Origin of the sequence: Pseudomonas sp. VI4.1 (assembly GCF_002029345.1) — a bacterium.
In the GTDB taxonomy this organism is placed as follows: Bacteria; Pseudomonadota; Gammaproteobacteria; order Pseudomonadales; family Pseudomonadaceae; genus Aquipseudomonas.
On sequence record NZ_MULM01000182.1, the window covers coordinates 108,829 to 130,330 of the forward strand.

Sequence of the window (21,502 nt, forward strand, 5' to 3'; positions counted from 1 at the left end):
AATCGCAACCCTGAAAGCCCCGTCAGCAAGGCCTCAAGCCGTTGATTGGTCAAAACCCAGCCGCCCGCATGGCATGTACTGGTAGACGGGTTTGTGGTTTAAATGGCCAGAGGCTTCATTGTTAAATTGAAGAGCTGAAAAGCGAAATAGCTGAGCAGAGTGAGGCAAGCAATGACTGAACACGTTCAAGTCGGTGGCCTGCAGGTCGCCAAAGTCCTGTTCGACTTCGTGAACAACGAAGCCATTCCCGGTACCGGCCTCACCGCCGATAAGTTCTGGGCCGGTGCCGACAAGGTCATTCATGACCTGGCGCCGAAGAACAAAGCCCTACTCGCCAAACGCGATGATTTCCAGGCTCGTATCGATGGCTGGCACCAATCCCGTGCCGGTCAACCGCATGACGCCGTGGCCTATAAAGCCTTCCTGCAAGACCTGGGTTATCTGCTGCCAGAAGTGGCCGATTTCCAGGTAACGACGCAAAACGTCGATGACGAAATCGCCCGCATGGCCGGTCCACAGCTCGTGGTGCCGGTCATGAACGCCCGTTTCGCGCTCAATGCCTCGAACGCCCGCTGGGGTTCGCTGTACGACGCGCTCTACGGCACCGACGCCATCAGCGAAGCTGACGGCGCGGAAAAAGGCAAAGGCTACAACAAGGTTCGTGGCGACAAGGTGATTGCCTTCGCCCGCGCCTTCCTCGACGAAGCGGCGCCATTGGCGGCCGGCACTCACGTCGATTCCACCGCCTACAAAATCGTTGACGGCAAACTGGTGGTCGCCCTAAAAGGCGGCAGCAACACCGGCCTGCGCAACGATGCCCAGCTGATCGGCTTCCACGGCGATGCAGCGGCACCGACCGCGATCCTGCTGAAAAACAACGGCCTGCACTTCGAAATCCAGGTCGACGCCAGCACCCCGGTCGGCCAGACCGACGCCGCCGGCGTCAAAGACATCCTGATGGAAGCCGCGCTGACCACCATCATGGACTGCGAAGACTCGGTCGCCGCCGTCGATGCCGACGACAAAGTGGTGATCTACCGCAACTGGCTCGGCCTGATGAAGGGCGATCTGTCGGAAGAAGTGTCCAAGGGCGGTCAGACCTTTACCCGCACCATGAACGCCGACCGCACCTACACCGGTATCGATGGCAAGGAACTGAGCCTGCACGGTCGTTCACTGTTGTTCGTGCGTAACGTCGGTCACCTGATGACCATCGACGCGATCCTCGACAAAGACGGCAACGAAGTGCCGGAAGGCATCCTCGACGGTCTGGTGACCAGCCTCGCGGCCATCCACAGCCTCAACGGCAACAATTCGCGCAAGAACAGCCGCACCGGCTCGGTCTATATCGTCAAGCCGAAGATGCACGGCCCGGAAGAAGCCGCGTTCACCAACGAGCTGTTCGGTCGCATCGAAGAGGTGTTGGGCCTGCCGCGCAATACCCTGAAAGTCGGGATCATGGACGAGGAGCGCCGTACCACGGTCAACCTCAAGGCCTGCATCAAGGCGGCCAGCGAGCGCGTGGTGTTCATCAACACCGGCTTCCTCGATCGCACCGGCGATGAAATCCACACCTCCATGGAAGCCGGCCCGATGGTGCGCAAGGCGGACATGAAGGCCGAGAAGTGGATCGGCGCCTACGAAAACTGGAACGTCGATATCGGTTTGAGCACCGGCCTGCAAGGTCGCGCCCAGATCGGTAAAGGCATGTGGGCCATGCCGGACCTGATGGCGGCGATGCTGGAACAGAAAATCGCTCACCCGCTGGCCGGCGCCAACACCGCCTGGGTGCCTTCGCCTACCGCCGCGGCATTGCACGCGCTGCACTATCACAAGGTCGATGTGTTCGCCCGTCAGGCCGAACTGGCCCAACGTGCGCGCGCGTCGGTCGACGACATCCTGACCATCCCGCTGGCGGTGAACCCGCAGTGGACCGCGGAACAGATCAAGAACGAACTGGACAACAACGCCCAGGGCATTCTCGGTTACGTGGTGCGCTGGATCGACCAGGGCGTGGGTTGCTCGAAGGTGCCGGATATCAACGACGTCGGCCTGATGGAAGACCGTGCGACCTTGCGGATTTCCAGCCAGCACATCGCCAACTGGCTGCGCCACGGTATCGTCACTGAAGATCAGGTCATGGAAAGCCTCAAGCGCATGGCGCCGGTGGTTGACCGCCAGAACGCCAATGACCCGCTGTACCGCCCGCTGGCACCGGACTTCGACAGCAACGTCGCCTTCCAGGCGGCGGTCGAACTGGTGGTCGAAGGCAGCAAACAACCGAACGGCTACACCGAGCCGGTTCTGCACCGTCGTCGTCGCGAGTTCAAGGCTGCCAATGGCCTGTAACTGAGCACTGATGCCGGATATAAAAAAGCCCTGATCGAAAGATCAGGGCTTTTTTGTCTGAGCAAGATCAAAAGATCTTTTAGCCGCTCACAAATCCATTCCCAACTCATGCTTGACCAGCTCTAACAGCTTGCCGGTATCGACAGGCTTGAGCAAAAAGTCCACCACACTCAGATGCATGGCGGCGATCGCGTCTTTCACGTCGGCGTCACCGGAAACGATGATGAACGGCATGGCCGCCCGTACTGATTCACGTACCTGGCGGATCAAGTCCAGGCCATCGACATGTCCCATTCGCAGATCGGTGATCACCAGGCCAATCGACGGCTTCTCGCTCAACATCTTGAGTGCGGTTTCGCCGCTGGCTGCGGTCATGCACCGAATGCCATCCAGGCCGAGAATCTCTGCCAGCAGCTCTCGCGCGTCTTTATCGTCGTCGACGATCAGCACCCGCTGCGGCGGCAAGTCAGGCTCGAGCATGACCGCACTCAGCGCTTCGCGCTCGGCGTCACTCAAAATATCGTGGTCGGACATGGCTAACTCTACAGTTCAAATTCAATCACCTGACTCATTCGTCAGACATCGCCAGCAAGACCTTCAATGTGCCCTTCGTCGGAAAGATCTCCTATAGCCAATGTAGGAGGCTTTTCTGAAAGTTGCGTCAGATATTTCCTAACTTCCACCCGCTGCACTTGCCGACCTAGACTTACGTCCAATGGGCACCCAGAGCGCAGGGGCCGACCATGGCTCAGTCATCCGACAACAACAATTCAAAAAACTGCGGTAATGGTTATGAGTAAAGCGGACGCCTTCACACAGGCAGGGAAAACCGCGGTGTTGCAAAACATCCAGGGCACTTTGCAATTTCTTTCGCGCTTCCCGCCCTTCAGCCAAATGGAACACGCCCACCTGGCGTACCTGGTCGAGCAATGTCAGCTGCGTTTTTATGCGCCCGGCGAGAGCATTATCAAGCCCGCCGATGGCCCGGTTGAGCATTTCTACATCGTCAAACAAGGCCAGGTCGTGGGTGAACGTCCCCACACGGCCAAAGGCGGAACTGAAACCACCTTCGCCATCACCACCGGCGAGTGCTTCCCCCTCGCCGCGCTGTTGGGTGAGCGCGCGACCCGCACCGAACACCTGGCCGCCGAAGACACCTTTTGCCTGCAGCTGAACAAGCTGGCGTTCATCAAACTGTTCGCGCTGTCCAGCGCGTTTCGCGACTTTGCCCTGCGCGGCGTCAGCAGCCTGCTGGATCAGGTCAACCAGCAAGTCCAGCAAAAAGCCGTGGAAACCCTGGGCACCCAGTACTCACTGAACACCCGGCTGGGTGATCTGGCCATGCGTCACCCAGTGACCTGCAGCCCCGCCACGCCATTGCGGGCCGCCGTGACACTGATGCACGACCAGCAAGTCGGCAGCATCGTCATCGTCGACGAGCAGAAAGCCCCGCTGGGCATTTTTACCCTGCGCGACCTGCGCCATGTGGTGGCCGACGGCACGGACGACTTCAATGAAGCCATCGAGCGCCACATGACCCAGGCGCCGTTTTTCCTGTCGCCGGACCACAGCGCCTTCGACGCGGCGATCGCCATGACCGAACGACACATCGCCCACGTCTGCCTGGTCAAGGACCATCGCCTGTGCGGCGTCGTGTCCGAGCGGGATCTGTTTTCCCTGCAGCGGGTCGACCTGGTGCACCTGGCACGGACCATCCGCAGCGCCCAGCGCGTGGAAAACCTGGTGGCATTGCGCGGCGAGATTGGCCAACTGGTGGAGCGCATGCTGGCCCACGGCGCGTCGTCGACCCAAATCACCCACATCATCACCCTGCTCAACGACCATACCGTGTGCCGGGTCATCGAGTTGACCCTCGCCGATAAAGGCGACCCCGGCATCCCATTCAGCTGGCTGTGCTTCGGCAGCGAAGGCCGCCGCGAGCAGACGCTGCACACCGATCAGGACAACGGCATTCTGTTCGAGGCCCGGGACGCGGCCCATGCCGCCGAGATCCGCGGCAAGCTGTTGCCGATCGCCCAGCAGATCAACCAGAGCCTGGCGCTCTGCGGCTTCACCTTGTGCAAGGGCAACATCATGGCCGGCAATCCCGAGCTGTGTCTGTCCCGGGCCGAGTGGGCGCGGCGTTTTGCGGCGTTTATCCGCGAAGCAACGCCGGAGAACCTGCTGGGCTCGAGCATCTACTTCGACTTGCGCGTGGTCTGGGGTGACGAGCAGGGCTGCGAGCAGCTGCGCCGGGGGATTCTCGAACAGGTCGAAGACAACCGGTTGTTCCAGCGCATGCTGGCCGAGAACGCCCTGCGCAATCGTCCCCCCGTAGGACGTTTCCGTGACTTCGTGCTGGCTCGCAAGCATGGCGAGAAAGCCACGCTGGACCTGAAAATCCAGGGCCTGACCCCCTTCGTCGACGGCGCTCGCTTACTGGCACTGGCCCACGGGATCGAAACGAACAATACCCTGGAGCGCTTTCGCCAGCTGGTGGACAAAGAGGTCATCGATCGGCTGGACGGCGCGGCGTACGAAGAGGCTTATCACTTCATTCAGCAAACCCGCATGCAGCAACATCAGCTCCAGACCCGGGAGAATTTGCCCCACTCCAACCGGGTCGACCCCGACAGCCTCAATCATCTGGATCGACGGATCCTGCGCGAATCCTTGCGCCAGGCCCAACGCCTGCAAAGCAGCCTGGCCCTGCGGTATCAGCTATGAGCCTGTTTTCATGGCTGCGCCCGTCAGGCCCGATGCTCTCCGGCGACCTTCAACTGCGTCTGCAACGCTTGCCGACGGCGGCCGCGCCGGGTGACTGCAGCCTGCGCGAACAGCGTTGGGTGGTACTCGACCTGGAAACCACCGGGCTGAACCTGAACAAGGATCGAGTACTGTCCATCGGCGCGGTGGTGATCGAGGATGGAGCGATCGACTTCAGCCAGCAATTCGAACGCACCTTGCAATGCAGCGAGCTCAAACTCGGCCCCAGCGTGTTGATTCACGGCCTGAGCCCCAGCGCAATCGCCGCCGGCAGCGACCCGGCCCACGCCTTGCTCGACTTCATGGAGTTTGTCGGTGACAGCCCCGTGCTGGCTTTTCATGCGCCGTTCGACCAACACATGCTCGGGCGCGCGTTGAAAGATCATCTGGGCCACAAGCTGCAACATCTGTTTTTTGATGTTGCGGATATCGCGCCGCTCCTGTGTCCACAAGCGAATATTCGCGAGGCCGGGCTGGATGAGTGGATCGACTGGTTCAAGCTGGAGGTGTTCGAGCGGCACAACGCCAGCGCCGACGCACTGGCCACGGCAGAACTGGCGCTGATCCTGTTCAGCCGGGCGCGGCAGCAGCAGATTGATAGTCCGTTGGATCTGCAGCAGCGGTTGAGGCAGTGGAAACGCAGGCAGCGCGCGCCGTCCTTCTAGATGCGCGGTGTCTGTTCCGGCCTCTTCGCCGGCAAGCCTGGCTCCTACAGGGTTATGGGTCGCCCACGAAATCGGCGAACGACTCAACATCCCTGTAGGAGCCAGGCTTGCCGGCGAAGAACGATAACGCGGTCCCTCTGAACACAACCGGTCCAAACCACCCGACCAGTGGCCAATTGCTTACCTCCCCCGCCTCTGCCACAATCGCGAATAATTCTCGTTAGTTAACACTTCCCAATCGGTGATACGGCGTGCCGTCAGTCCAAAGCCCCCAGAGTGAGCTCGTTGGCGCGTTGTATCGCGACCATCGCAGCTGGCTATTGGCCTGGCTGCGACGCAACGTGGCCTGTCCACAACGGGCCGAAGACCTGAGCCAGGACACCTTCGTCCGCCTGCTGGGCCGTGATGAACTCAAGGAACCTCGCGAACCGCGGGCGTTTCTGGTGGCGATCGCCAAGGGCCTGCTGTTCGACTATTTCCGCCGCGCCGCGCTGGAACAGGCCTACCTGACCGAACTGATGCTGATCCCCGAAGCCGAACAACCTTCGGTGGAAGAGCAACAGCTGATCCTCGAAGACTTGAAAAACATCGACCGCCTGCTCGGCCAACTCTCGAGCAAGGCCCGGGCCGCGTTTCTCTATAACCGCCTCGACGGCCTCGGCCACGCGGAGATCGCCGAGCGCCTGGGCGTGTCGGTGTCGCGGGTGCGTCAATACCTGGCCCAGGGCATTCGTCAGTGCTACATCGCACTGTACGGTGAGCCGGTATGAGCCCGGCCAGCTCCAAACCGGTGTCGGCGCAGGTGCTGGATGCCGCCATCGCCTGGCAACTGACCCTGGATGGCGGCAACCCGGTCGATCGCGAAGAATTCGCCAAGTGGCACGCCGCCCACGAAGAACATGCCCGGGCCTGGCGCCAACTGGGCATGCTCGATGCGCGCTTCAGCGTTGCCAACGGGCCGGCCCGCGCAGCCTTGCTGCAATCGCGCGAAAGCATTCGCCGACAGGTACGCAAACTGGGCAGCGGCCTGGCGAGCGTCGTGGCCGTGATCGGCCTGGCGCTGTTCGCCGGTGATCGTTATCTGCCGCTCGACTATTGGCTGGCCGACCAGCGCACCGCCACTGGCGAGCAACGCACCCTGCGCCTGAGCGACGGTACGCTGGTCAGCCTCAACACCCACAGTGCCATGGACGTGCGCTTCGATGACAAGCAGCGGCTAATCATTCTGCAGGAAGGGGAAATCCTCGTCGAAACCGGGCATGGCGATGCCCGGCCGTTCATCGTCGAAACCCGCGAAGGCAGCATGCGCGCACTGGGCACGCGGTTCCTGGTCAAGCGCGAGGAACAAGGCACGCGCCTGAGCGTGCTGCAATCGGCGGTGGCCGCCCATCCGCAATCACGCCCTGAAGAACAGATTCTGCGCGAAGGCCAGCAAGTGCTGATACGCAACAACGGCCTCGACCCGATCATCGCCCTCAACCTCGGTGCCGATGCCTGGACCCGCGGCATGCTGGTCGTGGACAACATGAGGCTGGAAGACTTGATCAAGGAACTTGGCCGTTATCGCCGCGGGCATCTGGGCGTTGCGCCCGAGATTGCCGACCTGCGAATCACCGGCAGTTTCCCGCTGCACGACACCGACCTGGCCTTGACCGCCTTGCTGCCGACCCTGCCGGTGCAGATCGAACAGCACACGCCGTGGTGGGTGACAGTGGCGAAGGCTCAAGCCAAGCCCTGAGCAATGTTGTGCCTGCCAAGCCGCTTGTGTCTTGCGGTCAACACCAAACCTGTAGGAGCCGGCTTGCCGGCGAAGGCGTCCTCATTGGCTATGCAAGGCTCGAGGCCGCCTTCGCTGGCAAGCCAGCTCCTACAGGGTTTTGCGTTGAACAGTAACGCTGTGAACATCACAGAACCTGTGGGAGCGTGGCTTGCCCGCGAAGAGGCCGGCAGCTTCACCGCAATTGATGAATCGAAATTATTTTCATCCACCCCTGTCACTTTTGCATTCTCGTTCGGCACCTAGGCAATTGAGAAATATTTACATTCAGGAGCCGCCGTATGTCCCGCTCGCTAGACACCTTGTTGCGCCCCGGTTTGCTGGCCGTCGCCATTGCCCTCTGTGCCCCTCTGGCCAGCGGTCAACTGATCGCCGCCGAACAGGCGTCCAGCGTTCGCGCCTACAACCTGCCGGCCGCGCCACTGGCCAGCACGCTGAACCAGATCGCCAGCCAGGCCGGCCTGGCGCTGTCGCTGAATCCATCCCTGGCGGCAGGCAAAACCTCGGCCCCGGTCCAAGGCCAGTTCGACGCTGCCGGCGCCCTGCGCGAAGCCCTGCGTGGCACCGGCCTGCAGCTGGAACAGAGCAGCGCTGGCACCTATAGCCTGGTGGCCGTGCCCGAGGGGGTGATGGCGCTGCCGGAAACCGCCGTCATCGGCGTGGAAAACACCGAGAGCGCCTGGGGCCCGGTGGAAGGCTACCTGGCCACCCGCACCGCCGCCGGCACCAAGACCGACACCGCCCTGGTCGAAGCCCCGCGTTCGATTTCGGTCGCCACCCGGCAGCAGATGGACGACCGCAAAGTGCAAAACATCGATGATGCCGTGCGCTACATGCCCGGGATCACCGCCAGCAGCTACGGCAGCGACACCCGCGCCGACTGGCTGCGGGTGCGCGGTTTCGAACCGACGCAATTCCTCGACGGCCTGCCGCTGCCCAAAGGCGTGTACGCCAACCCGAAACAGGAAACCTGGAACCTGGATCGCCTCGCCCTGCTGCGCGGCCCGGCTTCGTCGGTGTACGGCCAGACCCCGCCAGGCGGTTTGCTGGACATGGTCAGCCGCCGCCCCAGCGCCGAGTCGAGCAACGAAATCCAGGTGCAATACGGCAGCGACAACCATCGCCAGATCAACTTCGCCAGCACCGGCAAGATCGACGAGGAAGGCCGCTTTCTCTACGGTCTGAGCGGCGTGATACGCGACAGCGGCACCCAGATCGACCACGTCGACAACAAGCGCTACAACATTGCGCCGAGCCTGACCTGGAACATCGACGACGACACCCGCTTCACCCTGCTCACGCAGTTCACCCGTGACGATACCGGAACCACCAGTCAGTTCTATCCCATCCAGGGCACCAAGATCGACATGCCCTTCGGCAAGATCTCCCACCACAAGAATCTGGGTGATCCGAATTACGAATACTACGACCGCACCTACTACGCACTGGGCTATGCCTTCGAACACCGGCTGAACGATGTATGGCAGTTCCGGCAAAACCTGCGCTACACCAAGTCTGACCTGTCGTTCCAGGCAATCACCGTCAACAGCTACTTCCCGGAGTTCGGAATGGTCGTCGACGATGAAGGCAATACCGGGCGGGGCACCACCAATGTGGACGAAGATATCAGCCAGTTCGCGGTGGATAACAATTTCCAGGGCGACTTTGCCACTGGCGATATCCAACATACGCTGCTGATCGGGCTCGACCACCAGCGTAACAACACCAACTACACCTCAATCTTCGGTTCCGCCCCAAGCATCAACGTCAATCACCCGGAATATGGCTTACCGATCACACGCCCACCTCGCTCTGCCGCATTCTATGACTACGACCAAAAAACTCGTCAGACCGGTCTGTACATCCAGGACCAGATGGCTCTGGACCAATGGCGCCTGACCGTGGGTGGGCGTGAGGATTGGGTCCACACCGGGACTAAATTCTTTAACAAAGGCGATGCCACCAACACCGAGCGCGACAAGAAATTCAGCGGCAACGCGGCAATCAGCTACGTGTTCGACAACGGTTTCGTGCCCTACTTGTCCTACGCCGAATCATTCCAGCCGACCAGCAACGCCACGGCGTCACCGACCGACTCGTTCAAGCCGACCGAGGGCAAACAATGGGAACTGGGCATCAAGTACCAACCGCCTGGCAGCAACACCCTGCTGACCGCTGCGGTGTACAACCTGACCCAGAAAAACGTCTCCGTCACTACCACCAACTCGGACAACGTGCCGATCACCAGCCAAACCGGTGAAGTCAAAGTCAAAGGCCTGGAACTGGAAGCCGTTTCAGACGTGACCGACAACCTCAAGGTCATCGCCGCCTACACCCTGGCCAAGTCCGAAGTGCAAAAAGGCGACTTCAAAGGCAACCGCCTGCAACTGATGCCCAACCAACAGGCCTCGCTGTGGGCCGATTACACCTGGCACAACGGCGTGCTGGACGGCTTCGGCATCGGCGCCGGCGCGCGTTACACCGGCAATACCTACGGCGATCAGGGCAATACCTGGCTGGGCAAGGCCGACGCCTACACCGTGTTCGATGCAGCGGTGCATTACGACCTGGGGCGTCTGGATAACAGCCTGAAAGGCGCCTCCCTGGCACTCAACGCGACCAACCTGTTCGACAAGGACTACATCTCCACCTGCGACAGTTTTTATTGCTACTACGGCGACCAACGCAGTGTCGTCGCCAGTGCCACGTACAAGTGGTAATTGCTTGATCTGACACGCTCGATACCCAGGCCGTCCTACGAGGACGGCTTTGGTATTTCTGAAGGCCATGAAATGAAAAGTAAAACAATTCGCCGCTGGTCCTTCGTCCACACCTGGACCAGCCTGATCTGCACCGTGTTCCTGCTGATGCTGGCGCTGACCGGCCTGCCGCTGATCTTCCATCACGAGATCGACCACCTGTTGGGCGATGCCGCCGAGTTGAAGGCAATGCCGGCGGACACCCCGCAGCTGAACCTGCAGCAGTTGGTGCAGGCGGCCGAAAAACATCGTCCCGGCGAAGTCATGCAGTACTTCGGCTTCGAAGAAGACGAGCCCAACGCCGCGATCGCGATCATGGCGGCCACGGCCGGCACCGAGCCGAACTCGTCGCACACCTTCATGCTCGACGCCCGCACCGGCGAAGCGCTGGAGATGCCGTCGGCCAACGGCGGTTTCATGATGGTGATGCTGCGCCTGCACGTGGACATGTTCGCCGGCCTGCCGGGCAAGCTGCTGCTGGCGTTCATGGGGCTGCTGTTCGTGGTCGCGATCGTCTCCGGCACCGTGCTTTACCTGCCGTTCATGCGTCGCTTGAAATTCGCCACCGTGCGCCAGGACAAATCCACCCGCCTGCGCTGGCTCGACTTGCACAACCTGATCGGCGTGGTCACCCTGACCTGGGCCCTGGTGGTCGGCGTGACCGGCGTCATCAGCGCCTGCGCCGACCTGCTGATCGCCGCCTGGCGCAACGACAGCCTCAGCGCCATGATCGCACCGTACCGCGATGCGCCAGCGCTGACGCAACTCGCTCCGGCGACACGTTTGCTCGACATCGCCAAAGACGTCGCGCCCGGCATGCAACCGGACTTCATCGCCTTCCCCGGCACCCGGTTTTCCAGCGAGCACCATTACGCCGTGTTCATGAAAGGCAGCACGCACCTGACTTCGCATCTGTTGACACCGGTGCTGATCGACGCCAGCACCCTGCAAGTCACCGCCGTGGCCGAACGGCCGTGGTACATGGACGCCATGGGCATGTCGCAGCCCCTGCACTTCGGTGATTACGGTGGCATGCCGATGAAAATCCTCTGGGCGACCCTGGATGTGCTGACCATCATCGTGCTCGGCAGCGGTGTTTACTTGTGGGTCGTGCGGCGCAAGGCCGCCAGACCTGTCCATGAAAACGCGGAGGCTCAAGCGTGAAGCCACGGCAGTCGAACTTCTGGAAGGTCTTCGCCACGCCCACGGTCATTGCCCTGCTCAGCGGCGCGGGGTTGTTTGCCGCGTTGCTGGGCGACGGTGTATGGGATGCCTTGAGCTGGCTGGGGCTGGGCGTCCCCGCAATCCTAGCCCTTCGCGGCTTGATGCAACGCCCCTGACGTTTTGCATGGTCATCACATCCCCCCTGTAGGAGCCGGCTTGCCGGCGAAGGCGCCCTAGAGCCTGGCGCAAGATTCGAAGACGCATTCGCCGGCAAGCCGGCTCCTACAGAGTTCGGTTCGCGAAAATTACGCGCTATGCTGCCGACACTGCCACTGACCGAGACGCTGCCATGTCCGCCCCAAGCATGACCCTCTACCACAACCCCCTATCGCCCTTCGTTCGCAAAGTCATGGTGTTGCTCCACGAAACCGGCCAACAAAACCGCGTGGCCCTGCAAAACTGCGTGCTGACGCCAGTCGACCCGGACCTTGCACTGATCGACGACAACCCCCTGGGCAAAATCCCGGCCCTGCGCCTGGCCGACGGCAACGTCATCCATGACAGCCGGGTCATCCTCGACTACCTCGACCACCAACACGTCGGCAACCCCCTCATCCCCCGCGACGGCTCGGCCCGCTGGCGGCGCATGACCCTCGCCTCCATGGCCGACGGGATCATGGACGCGGCGGTGCTGACCCGCTACGAAGTGGCCCTGCGCGCACCGGAAAAACACTGGGACGAATGGCTGGACGGCCAACGCGACAAGATCCGCCGCACCCTGGCGCTGCTGGAAAAAGACGCGATCGCCGAGCTGACCAGTCATTTCGATGTGGCGGCCATCAGCGTGGCCTGTGCATTGGGCTATCTGGACTTGCGCCAACCGGACCTGGACTGGCGCGAGGCGAATCCAAAGCTGGCGGGCTGGTATTTCGAGGTGAGCCAGCGGCCGTCTATGTTGGCGACGATGCCCAAGGTTTGACGCCAGCAAGAGCAGATTTATTGATGAGCATAAACAGCGGGACAGATTTGAACCAAACAAAACTGTCCCGCTTCGTATTCTAAAAAACCGTCCTTACCTGTCATTATTTTTTGTGCTCGCCTCAACTTCCCTGTGGGAGCGAGCTTGCTCGCGATGGCGGTATCACCGTCGCCTAATGACCTGGATCAGACTCAGCTTTCTTCATCCCCAGACAATCAATCGACCGATCAACCATGGCCTTGGCAATCTCCAGCAAATGCCAGACAGAAAACACCATGGCCCTGTCCGCGCCTGTGAGGTGGTCGCCACATTGATAGGCAGTGACCGAGGCACAGCGCAGCAGGTCGGCGACATAGAGTTGGGTGTCTTCGAAACTCACATCATCACTGACGTTGTAGAACCGGAGTTCATCCGGTGCCGACGGTTGTTCGCCGGTCAGGTAGAAATCGATCGCACGGTAAAGTGCGGAGCGGTCTCTGAGGGGATCGTCGTTTCTATTTGAATTGGAGGGTGGATCGGGGACTGGTTTTTTCATTGGTAAAACTCCTGAGCATAAATTGGAGCCAACCGATATCGCGACTAAACGAGAAGAGGTGGCGGCTGCACACAGGTTAGTCGACCGGCCGTCAGGCAAAACCGGCGCACCCGAAGGTGCCCTGCGCACAGCCACCATAAATTTCAGGCGATAAAAAACACCTGAGAAGAGATGACGCTGTACGCCCGACGGAATCCGGGCGACTAAACCCGATCACTGGTAAGCAGTGACGGACGTAGACTAGGCACGGAAATCTGTCGGCGCAAGCGTGCGGAATAATCTAGGAAACGTCCTGCAAAGGGAAGGGATTAGCCCTGTAGGAAGCCTGTTTTTCCTGTAGGAAAACTTACTTTTTTACGAGAGAAATCCTCTGTGCGAAGCAACGACGGAACAGATTTATTTAACCCGTCACCAGGCAGCTCCCCTCACTGACCCCTTGGTGAACAAACCCGCACACACTTCATCTTTGTGGAAGCGAGACCGGCTTGCCGGCGAAGGCACCAAACCGAATCTGCTGGAAACAACATCGCAATCCGCGTCGCCAACGTTTCCCCCTCCCGCTGATCTTCGCGCAATCCCACGGACCGGCTCATTCCACCGCCCCGATGTCGAACGCCAGTGGCTTGGCAGTCTTCTGCCCAACCCCATACCAATCCAGTTTCCGCGTCAGCACCATAAACACGCCCAGCAACCCGAACAGCAACAGCGAGCCCATCAACAGCGCGTAATCCTCTGCACTCAACAACCCATAGAGCAAGCCATACAAGGCCGCCAACCCGGCCGAAAAACTCAGCCCGTGACGCACGCTACGCAGTACGTGGCATACATAGAAGCCGATCAGCAACACACAGGCGCTCGCCGATAACAGATACGCCAAGGCAAAGCCGATATGTTCGGCAAGCGACAACAGCAGCAGATAAAACAACGCCAGGGCCACGCCGACCAGGGCATATTGCACCGGGTGCACCGCCAGGCTTTTCAGCACTTCGAAGAGGAAGAAACCCGCGAACGTCAGGACAATAAACAACAGCGCGTATTTGATCGCCCGATCGCTTTTCAGGTACTGGTCCACCGGGTCGATGAAGCTCACGCCAAAGCTGCGGCCGCTGAATGCTTCGCAACCGCTGCCCGACACGCAGCTGTTCAGGGCTTCTTGCAAGTTGGTGGAGAAAAACGAGGTTTGCCAACTGGCAGTGAACCCCTGGTCGGTGACTTCGCGCTGAGCCGGCAGGTAGTTGCCGATGAAGCTCGGATGCGGCCAGTTGGCGGCCAGCGATACCTTGCTGGTTTTGCCCACCGGCACGACTTGTAACTGACCGGTGCCTTGCAGGCGCAGGTCAAAACCAAAGGTCAGTTCCGTTGGCTGCCCGGCGTCCAGGGCCGGCAGCGTTACGTGTACGCCTTCACCCAACCAGCGAACCTGGGTGCCTGGAATGAAGTCCAGACGTTGGCCGTCCAGCTCCAGTTTCAAGGCGTTCTCGATGCCGCGAATATCGCTGATACCGACGGCAAGGAACGGCTGATCGAACTGGTAATCGTTGAAGTCTTCCTTGATCCCCAATTGCGCTGGCAGCGAAAAATGCCCACTGATGCGATTGTCGGCGTGGAACAGTCGCGCTTCATAAATGCCCCGTTTACGCAATTCAGTCTGAACCTGGCCATCGAGCTCGAAGCGCTCAGGCAGGAAATACAGGCGACCTCGTTCCTCACCGAGTTCCTGATAGCGCTGGTTGGTTTTCTCGTTGAGTTTCCAGGTGCGGACCACCTTGCGATAGGGCACCACCATCAGCGGGCCGCTCAGTAGTTGGCTGTAACTGGAGCTGCGGGCGATGTCTTCGAGCACGCCATCGCGCAGTTGCTGGCGGTCCTGGATTACGCCACTGATCATCAGCAACGGGATGAGCAACAACAGCATCAGCAGGGCAATGGCCCCGAGTTTGAGGGTCAGGCTTCGGTTCATGGGACTCTCCCTGTTTGGATGGGGAGAGTCTGATGTGGGTGTGTGGGGGTTTTATGTGGGGAATATGGAGACTGTGTGGAGACTGGGCCGGCGAAGGGGCGCAACTCGGTCCTAAGCCAGGCGCAACCTGACTTCAACCCCGCCCTCGACGTTACCGATACTCATTTCTGCGTCATGCAGCTTCACCACCTCCGCCACAAAGTTAAGCCCTAACCCGGTGCTTTTACGTCCACTGTCCGGACGCGGCAGCGAGTAAAAACGCTCGCTCAGGCGCGGCAGCGCGAAGTCGGGAATTGGCTCGGCCTGGTTGAACAGCCTGAATTCAACCCGGCCCCCAACCCGCTCGGCGCTGAATCGCAGCAGGCCCTGGGCCGGAGTGAAATCCAGGGCATTTTCAAGCAGATTGCCCAGCGCCTGACGCAACAGGAAAGGTTCGCCAAACAGCTGCAGATCCGGCGTGATCTGCTGCTCGACTCGCAACTGCTTGCCCTCGATCCGCGCCGCTTGCGCGCTCAACAACTCATCGACCAACGCCGCCAACGGCACCCTCACCCGCTCCTCCAACCCCTGCCGCTGCTCCACCTGCGCCAGGTTCAACAAGCGCTCGATCAACTGCTGCATCCGCGCACTTTCGCTGTCGATGTTGCCGACGAACCGTTGCCGCTGCGCTAACGGCATCTCGCCTTGCAGCAGCTCCGCCGCGCCACGAATCGCCGCCAGCGGGCTTTTCAGTTCATGGGTCAGCGTGTGGACATAACGCTCGACGTACGCCTTGCCTTCAAGCTGGATGCGCATCTGCTCCACCGCTGTCGCCAACTGCTCCAGCTCGCCGCCACGATAGTGCGGCACCTCGACACGCCGACCTTCGCTGACCGCCTGCGCGTACATCGTCAACCGGCGCAACGCGGCGCTCAGCCACCACGACAACAGCGCGCCGAACAACAGGCCAAGACCGATCAACCCGGCGCCGTACGCGAGCAATCGCCGTTCGGTGCGATCAACATAAGGCTGCAACGAGCTATTGGGTTTGGCCACGGTAACCACGCCGATGATCTGGTCGTTGTCGCGGATCGCGCGCCGACGTGCATCACCGAGGACTCGGGATCATCCGGATCGCTGCGGCTGGAGCGCGCACCGTATTCACCGCGCAGGGTCAGGTAGACGTCGTTCCAGCGCGAGTAATCCGCCCCCACCGCCACCCCGCTGGAGTCCAGTACCACGATGCCGTTGGCGTCGGTGACGTAAATGCGGTGGTTAACCTGATTCTTCGGCAACCCCCAAATGCTCGCCTTCGGTTGCCGCTCACCGTAGGCCTGGAGCAGTTGCGGCCAGCGGTTCTGATTGAGGGTGCCGGCCTTGAAGTCATCACGCAGAATCTCGGCCATCAGGTTGGCAGTGTCGACCAGGGTTTCTTCGGTGGATTGGCGCACGCCGGGGCGGATTTCCTCCATGACCGTGCTGAGCACGAAGTAACCGGTCAGGCCGATAAACAGCACATAGACCAGGAAGATCCGGATCCCCAGCGGCATCAACTGCGCTCCGGGCTGTAGCTATAACCCAGGCCGCGGTGGGTCTGGATTGGCTCGGCATCAGCCTTCACCAGCCGCAATTTGGCGCGCACGCTTTTGATATGGCTGTCGATGCTGCGCTCATAACCGGCATCTGCGGCGACACCCAGCGCATCGAGCAACTGCTCGCGGCTGAACACACGCTCGGGTCGCTCCAGCAGGCATTGCAGCAGACGAAATTCGTGACGGGTCAGGCTCAGCGACTGGTTGCGATAGCTGATCTGCACACGCTCGCTGTCGATGCGAAACAATGCCGCAGAGGCCTCGGTCACGGCTCGTGGCGCCATGCGCTTGAGAATCGCCCTGACCCGCGCCGCCACTTCACGGGGACTGAACGGCTTGACGACGTAATCGTCCGCGCCGATTTCCAGACCCACCACGCGATCGATTTCCCCATCCCGGGCGCTGAGGAACATCACCGGCACTTCGCTGAACCGCCGTAGCTGCTTGCAGGTTTCGAAACCGCTGATGTCCGGCAAGCCAATGTCGAGAATGATCAGGTCCGCCGGAGTCTGGCGTTGATGCTCAAGCGCCGCCGCGCCGAGACTCAACCAGGTCGTGGTGAAGCCCTCACCCTGCAGGGCGAAAATCAGGGTGTCGGCAATGGCGGCTTCGTCTTCGACTATCAGGATATGGGGCATGGCGTTCGAGCCCGGCAGTTGAGTGGGCGAACGGTGGACCAAGGTTGATGCGACGTCAATCCGCAGCGGAGGGTTAGAGGCTCGGACCTAAAAAACCTGGATAGCCAGTTGAAATAATCTCATTGCGTCCTAAAAAATGGCAAACCCAGTCTGCTCTGGGTTTACGCCATTTTTGCGAACTCTTTATTAATCAACGACTTTAGCAATCCGGCTTGTCCGCCGTAAACCGCCGAGCCGGATTCACCGCCGCCCCAAACTCACGCAACGCCTTCGCCCCAATCAGCAACGGATAGTTAAAGCTGCTGCGATCGGTCAGGTTGACCTCAACCGTGCGTTTAACATTGCCCAGGCACAGCTCCAGATCAACCACTGGCCGCTTGGTGGGTGCAACGTCTTCGTCGTCATCGTCGCCTTCTTCGGAGCGGGTCTTGATCTTGCTGATCCGCGCGACCTTGTGCTCGTAGACCTTGTTGCTCGCGTCCTTGGTGCCGAGGCGGAAGCGCACCCATTCATCGCCGTCGCGGGTGAAGGTTTCGATGTCCTTGGCCGAGAGAGACGCGGTCAGGGCGCCGGTGTCCATTTTGGCCTTGAGCACTTCGCCGCCGATTTCCGGCAAGGCGATGTATTCGTAGCGGCCGTAAAGGGTCGGCTCGGCGGCCAGGATTGGCAGGGCCACCAGGGAGAGCAATGCAAGGAGGGATTTCACGTAATGGGCTTCCTTGGGGAGTTGGGGCAATGGGGTTTTAGACCGTCGCTCTTGAATTCGTTCGGCGTGGTTGAAGATCAAAAGATCGCAGCCTGCGCCAGCGCCTGCATAGGGATGGCGTACACCCTTGGCCAAGGCTGCGATCATACCGCTGCCCAAGTGAAACATTCGTCACCCGATACGGGAAACCATCCAGAACCGGGTCAACCAGCTCTGGATCGAAAAGGACCAGCGCATCGACGCCTTGCGCGTCGAGCGCCGCTGAATCAGCTACCGATGCCGGTGCCGACACCCCAGATTCCGCCCAGGCTTTGCAGCAACGAACCGCCGACGCCCTGCTGACCGAAGTATTGCAGGATAAGCGGGGCAAACTGGGCGATCATGCCGGTGTCCATGCCCAAGGCGCTGAACGCATTGTTCAAGTCGTTGGTGTCCTTGACGGCGCCCAGGGCGTTGTCCAGGCCGGCCGCCTTGCCAGACGAACCCAGCAACCCGGCGAGCGCACCCAATTCACCACCGCCCGACAGTTTGTCGATCCCCGGTACACTTTTCGCCAGCTGCGAATAGTCGGTCGAGCTCAACTGGTTCTTCGCCAACCCCAACATCGCACTGGTGCCGCCAACGGCCTGTTGTGGCGTCACGTTCAATTGGCTGAGCGCGCTCAGCAGACCGGCCGTCTCGGAAGTAGGCGCGGCCGTGGCGGCGGCGTTATCGCCTTTCATGCCGGAAATGGCATTGGCTGCATCGTTCAGGCTGAACTGGGCAAAGACCGGGCTGGCGGCCAGGGTCATGAGCGATGCCAGTGCAAAACCGCGTGAAATCTTCATTCAGACATCCTCTTGTGCCATGAAAACCGCCTGTTGCCAGACGGAAAAACTGCCGGTTTGACCGGCTATTGGTCGACATGTTCCTCGATGCCACGTCCATTTTTGACCCACTCACGTAGATAAAATGTGAAACCCGAAAGCCTCGTGATGAATGGACCTTGTAACGAGGCCTGAACACCCGCGATGTCTCAGCGACCCTATCAGTTCTGCTAGTAGGCAAACCCGGCGAGTTGCAGCACAGTGAAAATCTCAATCGAGGGGGAGCTCAATCCATGCAGATCGACCGCGAAGCCCTGCTCTGCCGTTATCAGTACGACCCGCTGGATCGACTTGTTGATTACACGCAGTCCGCGAAAGCGAATACCCGGCGTTTCTACCTCAAAGATCGACTGGTCACCGAAATTCAAGACGAGATCCAGCGTTCGATCATGCAGCACGAAGATCAATTGCTGGCACAACAACAGCGCCAGACTGGCATCTTGGAAGTCAGCCTGCTCGCCACCGATCAACAGCGCTCGGTGTTGAGCGTACCCGATGCGTCTGGTCCGCGGCCGATCGCTCACACACCTTACGGTCACCGCCCATTAGCCAGCGGTTTGCTCAGCCTGCTTGGCTTCAACGGCGAACAGCCGGATCCAGTGACAGGGTGTTATTTGCTGGGGAATGGGTATCGGGCGTTTAACCCGGTGTTGATGCGATTTAACAGCCCGGACAGTTGGAGTCCGTTTGGAATGGGCGGGTTGAATGCGTATGCGTATTGTGGGGGAGAACCGATACTCAGGAGAGACTCAACCGGGCACTTTTCATTCTTTCCTAAAGGATACAACCCCTTCAAAGGCCTCAGAAATATGCTGCGCTCCAAGGTTTCATCACCGCCTAAAGCCACATCGGTTGCCAGGTCCCCCATTAGCCCTACCAACAAAATGGCCTTAAACCTCGGCAGCGAGCATGAGCTGGTTGGATACCATGGAACATCAGCGGAACATGCCAGAAAAATGCAAGTAACAGGACTGGACTCACGTTACATTGGCACAGGATCAGGAACTTTCTATGGCGACGGGTTTTATGCGACAACTGACATACACAAAGCGCTTCAGTACGCTAATGTTCGATCAGGAGCGTTTAACTCAAGTAACACCGAAGGCTTACTAGGGGTGTATGTAAAAAAACCCTCAGAAAAAATCTTAAACACACATTACAAATTCTTCCCCGAATCACGAGAACTATTAATAGACCCCTCCATATACAGAGATGTGCGAGTTGCCCCCGTCGAGCTTAGCTCTTACTCACCTCAACCAATTATCGAAGACATATTCAACATCCGATCAGGACGACCATCAACAGCAACCTCGCATTACAAATACTAAATAAACACACACCCCACTCACACTAATGTTATTGCGGCGCACTACAAATAATTATTGCAATTGGGCGACTTTAAGTCGCCCAATTGCAACCACAGCCCTTACGCCGCACTAAACAACTTATGCGGATCAATCACAAACTTCTTCGGCACACCCGCATCGAACTCGCCGTACCCACGTGGCGCGTCATCAAGGCTAATAACCTCAACCCCGACAATGTCAGCAATATGAATGCGGTCCCACATGATCGCCTGCATCAACTGGCGGTTGTACTTCATCACTGGCGTCTGGCCAGTGTGGAAGCTGTGGGATTTGGCCCAACCCAGACCGAAACGAATGCTCAGACTGCCCATTTTTGCGGCGGCATCCACTGCACCTGGATCTTCGGTGACGTAGAGGCCAGGGATACCGATCTTGCCAGCAACCCGAACGACGCCCATCAGGGAGTTGAGCACGGTGGCCGGGGCCTCGTGTTTCACGCCGTCATGGCCGTGACCGCGTGCTTCGAAGCCTACGGCGTCGACGGCGCAATCCACTTCCGGCTCGCCCAGCAGTGCGGCGATCTGTTCGTGCAGCGGGGTGTCCAGGGACAGGTCGGCGATTTCAAAACCCTGGGCCTTGGCGTGTGCCAGGCGGACGGTGTTGACGTCGCCGATGATCACCACGGCCGCGCCCAACAGGCGAGCGGAAGCGGCAGCGGCCAGGCCGACGGGGCCGGCACCGGCGATGTACACGGTGCTGCCCGGGCCAACGCCGGCGGTGACTGCGCCGTGGTAGCCGGTCGGCAGGATGTCGGAGAGGCAGGTCAGGTCACGGATCTTTTCCATCGCACGGTCGCGATCGGGCAGTTTCAGCAGGTTGAAGTCGGCGTACGGCACCATGGCGTATTCGGCTTGGCCACCGGTCCAGTCACCCATGTCGACATAACCGTAAGCACCGCCGGGACGGGCCGGGTTGACGCTGAGGCAGACGCCGGTGTGCATCTCCTTGCAGGAACGGCAGCGCCCGCAGGCGACGTTGAACGGTACGGAAACCAGGTCGCCGATTTGCAGGTTTTCGACGTCGCTGCCCTTCTCGATCACTTCACCGGTGATTTCGTGGCCCAGCACCAGACCGGTCTGAGCGGTGGTACGGCCGCGCACCATGTGCTGGTCGGAACCACAGATGTTGGTGGAAACCACACGCAGGATGACAGCGTGGTTAATCTTCCTGCCGCGCGGGTCCTGCATTTTTGGATAGTCGATTTTCTGTATTTCGACTTTGCCATTGCCGAGATACACCACACCACGATTGCCAGACATGCTTTCACCTCGATGTTGTTTTTATGGAGTCGCGTCGCCCGGTATCGGCGGCGCGTTGATTGCTCGGGTTGTTGCCTGTATGTCTTGTGTTGTCTGTTCGGGCCTCTTCGCGGGCAAGCCTCGCTCCTACAGTTGACCGCG

Annotated in this window: 17 protein-coding genes and 1 pseudogene; 10 read left to right on the forward strand and 8 right to left on the reverse strand. The window is 60.0% G+C overall.

Annotation, left to right across the window (positions count from 1 at the left end; genetic code table 11):
- Positions 1 to 171: 171 nt before the first annotated feature.
- On the forward strand, positions 172 to 2,349 hold the full coding sequence (locus BZ163_RS30510; RefSeq protein WP_128874023.1) for a malate synthase G: 2,178 nt from the start codon (positions 172 to 174) through the stop codon (positions 2,347 to 2,349).
- Between the two features lie 87 nt (positions 2,350 to 2,436).
- On the opposite strand, the gene BZ163_RS30515 is transcribed toward BZ163_RS30510, so the two are convergent.
- Entirely contained in the window at positions 2,437 to 2,883 is a 447-nt protein-coding gene (locus BZ163_RS30515; protein WP_128874024.1) for a response regulator, read from the reverse strand.
- A 252-nt stretch (positions 2,884 to 3,135) separates the two neighbouring features.
- Here BZ163_RS30515 and BZ163_RS30520 point away from each other — a divergent pair, with 252 nt between their 5' ends.
- The 8 genes from BZ163_RS30520 (at position 3,136) to BZ163_RS30560 (ending at position 12,459) form a co-directional block, all read left to right on the forward strand.
- The gene (locus BZ163_RS30520; RefSeq protein WP_128874025.1) at positions 3,136 to 5,076 is read left to right on the forward strand and encodes a putative nucleotidyltransferase substrate binding domain-containing protein; all 1,941 of its coding nucleotides are present in this window, start codon (positions 3,136 to 3,138) and stop codon (positions 5,074 to 5,076) included.
- The gene (locus tag BZ163_RS30525) at positions 5,073 to 5,780 is read left to right on the forward strand and encodes a PolC-type DNA polymerase III (RefSeq protein ID WP_128874026.1); all 708 of its coding nucleotides are present in this window, start codon (positions 5,073 to 5,075) and stop codon (positions 5,778 to 5,780) included. Before BZ163_RS30520 ends, BZ163_RS30525 begins: the two co-directional genes overlap by 4 nt.
- Before the next feature lie 251 nt (positions 5,781 to 6,031).
- Positions 6,032 to 6,550 (forward strand): RNA polymerase sigma factor, encoded by a 519-nt coding sequence (locus BZ163_RS30530; RefSeq protein WP_128874027.1) that lies wholly within the window; start codon positions 6,032 to 6,034, stop codon positions 6,548 to 6,550.
- A complete protein-coding gene (locus BZ163_RS30535; protein ID WP_128874028.1) occupies positions 6,547 to 7,518 on the forward strand; it encodes a FecR domain-containing protein in 972 nt (323 codons plus the stop codon). The genes BZ163_RS30530 and BZ163_RS30535 overlap by 4 nt, the downstream gene beginning before the upstream one ends.
- A 320-nt stretch (positions 7,519 to 7,838) precedes the next feature.
- Positions 7,839 to 10,277 carry a TonB-dependent siderophore receptor gene (locus BZ163_RS30540; protein WP_128874029.1) on the forward strand — a complete coding sequence of 813 codons (2,439 nt, stop codon included), beginning with the start codon at positions 7,839 to 7,841 and terminating at the stop codon, positions 10,275 to 10,277.
- A gap of 72 nt (positions 10,278 to 10,349) precedes the next feature.
- Positions 10,350 to 11,480 carry a PepSY domain-containing protein gene (locus BZ163_RS30545; protein ID WP_128874030.1) on the forward strand — a complete coding sequence of 377 codons (1,131 nt, stop codon included), beginning with the start codon at positions 10,350 to 10,352 and terminating at the stop codon, positions 11,478 to 11,480.
- Complete coding sequence (locus BZ163_RS30550) at positions 11,477 to 11,656, forward strand: hypothetical protein (RefSeq protein ID WP_128874031.1); 180 nt, start codon at positions 11,477 to 11,479, stop codon at positions 11,654 to 11,656. The genes BZ163_RS30545 and BZ163_RS30550 overlap by 4 nt, the downstream gene beginning before the upstream one ends.
- 173 nt (positions 11,657 to 11,829) lie before the next feature.
- Complete coding sequence (locus BZ163_RS30560) at positions 11,830 to 12,459, forward strand: glutathione S-transferase (protein ID WP_128874032.1); 630 nt, start codon at positions 11,830 to 11,832, stop codon at positions 12,457 to 12,459.
- A gap of 172 nt (positions 12,460 to 12,631) precedes the next feature.
- Here the strand turns inward: BZ163_RS30560 and BZ163_RS30565 are convergent, their stop codons facing one another.
- From BZ163_RS30565 to BZ163_RS30590, 6 genes and pseudogenes are all read right to left on the reverse strand, one after another.
- Positions 12,632 to 12,994, reverse strand: a complete 363-nt coding sequence (locus BZ163_RS30565) for a DUF6124 family protein (protein ID WP_128874033.1) — start codon at positions 12,992 to 12,994, stop codon at positions 12,632 to 12,634.
- Between the two features lie 589 nt (positions 12,995 to 13,583).
- Positions 13,584 to 14,954, reverse strand: coding sequence for a cell envelope integrity protein CreD (gene creD / locus BZ163_RS30570; RefSeq protein WP_128874034.1), 1,371 nt, complete (start codon positions 14,952 to 14,954; stop codon positions 13,584 to 13,586).
- 111 nt (positions 14,955 to 15,065) lie between these two features.
- A pseudogene (creC, locus tag BZ163_RS30575) lies at positions 15,066 to 16,483 on the reverse strand (two-component system sensor histidine kinase CreC).
- A complete protein-coding gene (creB, locus tag BZ163_RS30580; RefSeq protein WP_128874035.1) occupies positions 16,483 to 17,163 on the reverse strand; it encodes a two-component system response regulator CreB in 681 nt (226 codons plus the stop codon). The pseudogene creC and the gene creB overlap by 1 nt, the downstream one beginning before the upstream one ends.
- 199 nt (positions 17,164 to 17,362) lie before the next feature.
- Entirely contained in the window at positions 17,363 to 17,869 is a 507-nt protein-coding gene (locus BZ163_RS30585) for an ATP-dependent zinc protease (protein ID WP_064680154.1), read from the reverse strand.
- A 266-nt stretch (positions 17,870 to 18,135) separates the two neighbouring features.
- Positions 18,136 to 18,696 carry a DUF2780 domain-containing protein gene (locus BZ163_RS30590; RefSeq protein ID WP_128874036.1) on the reverse strand — a complete coding sequence of 187 codons (561 nt, stop codon included), beginning with the start codon at positions 18,694 to 18,696 and terminating at the stop codon, positions 18,136 to 18,138.
- Positions 18,697 to 18,968: 272 nt separating this feature from the next.
- On the opposite strand from BZ163_RS30590, the gene BZ163_RS30595 reads away from it, so the two are divergent.
- Positions 18,969 to 20,063: an RHS repeat-associated core domain-containing protein gene (locus tag BZ163_RS30595; protein ID WP_128874037.1), complete on the forward strand. Its 1,095-nt coding sequence runs from the start codon at positions 18,969 to 18,971 to the stop codon at positions 20,061 to 20,063.
- 98 nt (positions 20,064 to 20,161) lie between these two features.
- Here the strand turns inward: BZ163_RS30595 and fdhA are convergent, their stop codons facing one another.
- Positions 20,162 to 21,361, reverse strand: a complete 1,200-nt coding sequence (gene fdhA / locus BZ163_RS30600; protein WP_007947729.1) for a formaldehyde dehydrogenase, glutathione-independent — start codon at positions 21,359 to 21,361, stop codon at positions 20,162 to 20,164.
- Positions 21,362 to 21,502 lie beyond the last annotated feature (141 nt).